This is a genomic window from Streptomyces globisporus, assembly GCF_003501885.1.
Classification (GTDB): domain Bacteria; phylum Actinomycetota; class Actinomycetes; order Streptomycetales; family Streptomycetaceae; genus Streptomyces; species Streptomyces globisporus_D.
Genome location: NZ_QWFA01000321.1, coordinates 1 through 4440 on the forward strand (window position 1 = coordinate 1; position 4440 = coordinate 4440).

Annotated in this window: 3 protein-coding genes and 1 pseudogene; 2 read left to right on the plus strand and 2 right to left on the minus strand. The window is 71.0% G+C overall.

Annotation, left to right across the window (positions count from 1 at the left end; genetic code table 11):
* The first annotated feature begins 315 nt into the window (after positions 1–315).
* A pseudogene (locus tag D3105_RS32855) lies at positions 316–803 on the plus strand (biotin transporter BioY).
* 15 nt (positions 804–818) lie between these two features.
* On the opposite strand, the gene D3105_RS32860 reads toward D3105_RS32855, so the two are convergent.
* Together D3105_RS32860 and D3105_RS32865 are read right to left on the minus strand one after the other, a co-directional pair.
* Positions 819–2168 (minus strand): FAD-binding oxidoreductase, encoded by a 1350-nt coding sequence (locus D3105_RS32860; protein ID WP_240647112.1) that lies wholly within the window; start codon positions 2166–2168, stop codon positions 819–821.
* Between the two features lie 83 nt (positions 2169–2251).
* Positions 2252–3685: an amino acid permease gene (locus tag D3105_RS32865; protein ID WP_118906481.1), complete on the minus strand. Its 1434-nt coding sequence runs from the start codon at positions 3683–3685 to the stop codon at positions 2252–2254.
* A gap of 262 nt (positions 3686–3947) precedes the next feature.
* Here D3105_RS32865 and D3105_RS32870 point away from each other — a divergent pair, with 262 nt between their 5' ends.
* Positions 3948–4436, plus strand: a complete 489-nt coding sequence (locus D3105_RS32870; RefSeq protein WP_010062974.1) for a ribose-5-phosphate isomerase — start codon at positions 3948–3950, stop codon at positions 4434–4436.
* The last annotated feature ends 4 nt before the right edge of the window (positions 4437–4440 follow it).

The window sequence follows — 4440 nt, forward strand, 5'->3', positions numbered from 1 at the left end:
GGGAGGGGGTGGGGGGAGCCTTGTGCATGGGGTGCGGTTCACTCTCGGATGATTTATCGGGAACCTACAGTCTGGATCGGCGATCCCTCTCCCGCCAAAACGGACCCTCACCCGCCCGACCTCAGTGACGAGCGTCACGCGGGAACGTGATTGCGCCGCAGGCTTTGTGTGAATCCCACCAACCCGTCAACCGCCGCTTTGTGGGCGGCTGATGGTGAACGAGCGTTGACCTGTCGGCTAACGTCGGCGGGAGCCCGACCCACCCCGACCGCCGGGGGCCGCCCCGGCCCACCTGCCCTCACCCGCGGAGTCCCGATGAGCACTGCTGCCGCCCCCGTCCGCTCCGGAGCGGTCCTCGCCGACCTGCTGCCCGCAGCCCGGCACCGTTACGCCGTGGACGCGGCCCTCGTCCTCGGCGGCGCGGCCCTGACCGGCATAGCGGCCCAGATCGCCGTCCCGGTCCCCGGCTCCCCGGTCCCGGTCACCGGCCAGACCTTCGCCGCGCTCCTCATCGGCACCGCGCTGGGCGCCCGCCGGGGCTTCCTCTCCCTCGCGCTGTACGCCCTGCCCTCGCCCGCCGCGGCGGCGACCGCTCCGTGCTGCGCACCGCGGGCACGATGGTGCTCGGCTCCGCGATCATCTACGCCATCGGCGTGCCGTACCTGGCGCTCTCCACGGGGATGTCGCTGAGCGCCGCCGTCGCGGCCGGCCTCACCCCGTTCCTGATCGGCGACGCCCTCAAGGCGGCGCTGGCCATGGGCGTCCTGCCGACCACCTGGAAGCTGCTGGGCAGCCGCGGCTGACCCGCCCTTGAGGGCTCAGCCCTCGTAAGGCCCCCCGAAGAGGCCCGCCGGATCGTACTGGGAGACCAGACCGGCGAGCCTCTTCGCCGTTTCCGGCTCATGGAAACCGGCCGTACGGTCCCCGCCGCCGAAGGAGAAGTTCAGCGCCCGCCCCAGCACCCGCGGCCCCAGGACCCCGGACACCTCCCCGTACAGCGCGCGCACCGACGGCACGTCCGTACCGTCCAGCGGCGACAGCAGCCGCAGCAGGAAACCCGCGTCCCGGTAGGGCACCGCGCTCGCCGCCTCCGACTGCCCTGCCATGGCCCCGCCCAGATGATTGAGCTGCACCACGTTCATCATCGGCGCCCCGGGCCCGGTCAGCTCCAGCACCCGCGCGGCCCGCGCCGCGTCCAGCTCCCGGAGCATCAGCCCCTCCCCGTAGTACGCGTGCGGGAACGGCGGGTCGTTGTGGATCGTCGGGCTCTCCGCGTACGGCATCTCCCGGAACGAGTCCTCCAGGGCCGGCCCGATCGCCCGCAGCGGGGCCACCAGCCGCTCGCCCTCGGCCGCGTCCCCCGTGAACGCCACCCGCACCGACACGACGTACCGCCCGCGCACCGCCTCGGGCACCTGCGGCAGGTCCGGACAGGGCAGCGCGGCCAGCGATGACGTCAGGGTGTCCGGCACGGTCCGGGTCCACTCCAGATAGCGGGCCATCACCTCGGCCGCCCGTTCCCCGTCGAAGGCGATCGCACCCCCGTACAGCCGCTCCACCGCCACCAGGCCGATCTCCAGCGAGGTCACCACCCCCAGCCGGTGCCCGCCGCCGCGCAGCCCCCGGAACAGCTCCGGCTCGCGCTCCCGCGTGACCCGGCGCAGGGCACCGTCGGCGGTCACCACCTCCAGCGCCCGGACCTGGTCGGCGGCGTATCCGAACCGCCGGGCCAGGATGCCCAGCCCGCCGCCCAGCGTGTACGAGACCGCGCCCACGGAGGGCGACGAGCCGTTGAGCGGGGCGAGACCGTGCGGGGCCGCCGCCGCGGTCACCGCGCCCCAGGTCGCGCCCGCGCCGATCGTGGCGGTACGGGCGACCGGGTCGACGGTGACGGAGTCCAGGGCGCGGGTGACCAGCAGGACGCCGCCCTCGACCGCCCCGGGCAGCCCGTGCCCGGTGGCGTGCGCGGTCAGGCGGAGCCCGTGCCCGGCGGCGTACGCCACCGCCTCCCGTACGTCGTCGGGGGTACGGGCCTCGACCAGCAGGTCCGGCCGGATCGGGAAACCGGTCTGGAAGCTGGCGGGAGGGGCGGGGGTGGCGGTCCCTTCGGCGCCTGCGGGTCCTTCGCTGCCCGCGGTTCCTTCGTCGCCTGCGGATGCGGAAACCATGAGGGGAGGCTCTCCTTCGCTCGCGTTCTGCGGTACGAAGAAGAGCCTCCCCGGGAAACCTGACATCCTTCGTCAGGTATGCGTCACTTCGCGACGGCCTTGCGGTCGCGCATCTCCCGGAACAGCGAGATGCCCACCACCAGAGCCGCGACCAGCAAGGACAGCACGACCTGCTCGCGGGCGGTGTCGTCGGTCAGCATGTAGACCAGGATGAAGGAGATCGCCGCGATCGTCGCCCAGGTGAGGTACGGGAAGAGCCACATCCGTACGACCAGCTTGCCCGGGGTCTCGCGGAGGATGATCCCGCGCATCCGCAGCTGGGTGAAGCAGATGACCAGCCACACGAAGAGCGCGACCGCGCCGGAGGAGTTCAGCAGGAACTGGAACACCGTGTCCGGCCACTGGTAGTTGAAGAACACCGCCACGAAGCCGAAGACGACCGAGGACAGGATCGCCGCCTGCGGCACACCGCGCCGGTTGACCTTGGCGAAGGACTTCGGCGCGTCGCCCCGCTCGCCGAGCGAGAACGCCATCCGGGAGGCCGTGTACAGGCCGGAGTTGAGGCAGGACAGCACGGCCGTCAGCACGATGAAGTCCATGACGTTGCCGGCCTGCGGGATCCCGATCGAGTCGAGGGCGGCGACATAGCTGCCCTTCTCCTGGATCGACGGGTCGTTCCACGGCAGCAGCGTCAGCACGACGAAGATCGAGCCGAGGTAGAAGACGGCGATACGCCAGATCACGCTGTTGGTGGCCTTCGACACCGCGCGCTGCGGGTCGGAGGACTCGCCCGCGGCCAGCGTCACGATCTCACTGCCCATGAACGAGAACACGACCATCAGCACACCGGTCAGGATCGCGCCGGGCCCCTCGGGGAAGAACCCGCCGCTGTCCGTCAGATGGGCCAGGCCCGCCCCCGGGTTGTCCGAACCGGGCAGCAGCCCGAAGACGGCGAGGAAGCCGACGACCACGAACGCGGCGATCGCCACGACCTTGATCCCGGCGAACCAGAACTCGAACTCGCCGTAACTGCCCACCGAGACCAGGTTGGTGGCGGTCAGCACGACCATCACGATCAGCGCCCAGGCCCACTGGGGCACGCCCGGGATCCAGTTCTCCAGGATCGCCGCGCCCGCCGTGGCCTCGACGGCGAGCACCACGACCCAGAAGAACCAGTACAGCCAGCCGATGGAGAAACCGGCCCACCGGCCCAGCGCCTGGTCGGCGTAGGCGGAGAAGGAGCCGGAGCTCGGCCGGGCGGCGGCCATCTCGCCGAGCATCCGCATCACGAGGACGACCATGAGGCCGACCATCGCGTACGAGATCAGGATCGCCGGACCGGCGGCCGCGATGCCCGCGCTCGATCCCACGAAGAGCCCGGCGCCGATCACGCCGCCGATCGCGATCATCGAGAGGTGGCGGTTCTTCAGGCCTGCCTGAAGCCCGCCCGACGAGTCCGGCCGGTCCGGCTCACCGGGCTCCTGGCCCGGCTTCGCCAGCGTCGTCTGCGACGTCATGGGGGGATTCCTTACCTTTTCGAGCATGGGGGTGTGCCCTGCTCCGCCGTCGGATCGTGCCCGTGGGGTGGGCGAAGACAAGGCCCACGCATTCAAGCCCGATACAAGGCGGAAGGGGAACCCCCTCTTTCGGATCGTTTGCCTGATCGTTGCTTGAGTGGTGTTCGCCACACAAAAACGGGCCTGCACCTGCGAATCGTCGAATCGGGCCTGTCGACCCCGCTGGCGGCTACCCCGCGAAGTTCGTGCCACACTTCGCACCATGCGCGTGTACCTCGGATCCGACCATGCCGGCTACGAACTCAAGAACCACCTCGTCGAGTGGCTCGGCGCCCACGGCCACGAGGCCGTCGACTGCGGCCCCCACATCTACGACGCCCAGGACGACTACCCGCCGTTCTGCCTGCGGGCCGCCGAGAAGACGGCCGCCGACCCGGACAGCCTCGGCATCGTGATCGGCGGCTCCGGCAACGGCGAGCAGATCGCCGCCAACAAGGTCAAGGGCGTCCGCGCCGCACTGGCCTGGAGCGAGCAGACCGCCGCGCTGGGCCGCGAGCACAACAACGCCAACGTCGTCGCGATCGGCGGCCGGATGCACACGGTCGAGGAGTCCACGAAGTTCGTCGAGATCTTCCTCTCCACGCCGTACTCGAACGAGGAGCGCCACACGCGCCGCATCGAGATGCTCTCGGCGTACGAGAACACCGGCGAGCTCCCCCCGATCCCGGCCCACCACCCCCAGCAGGGCTGACCCC

Bases quoted from the DNA above. Each gene is read 5' to 3' on its own strand.
- D3105_RS32870 (WP_010062974.1), top strand. From the start codon at position 3,948: ATGCGCGTGTACCTCGGATCCGACCATGCCGGCTACGAACTCAAGAAC.
- D3105_RS32860 (WP_240647112.1), bottom strand. From the start codon at position 2,168: ATGGTTTCCGCATCCGCAGGCGACGAAGGAACCGCGGGCAGCGAAGGA.
- D3105_RS32865 (WP_118906481.1), bottom strand. From the start codon at position 3,685: ATGACGTCGCAGACGACGCTGGCGAAGCCGGGCCAGGAGCCCGGTGAG.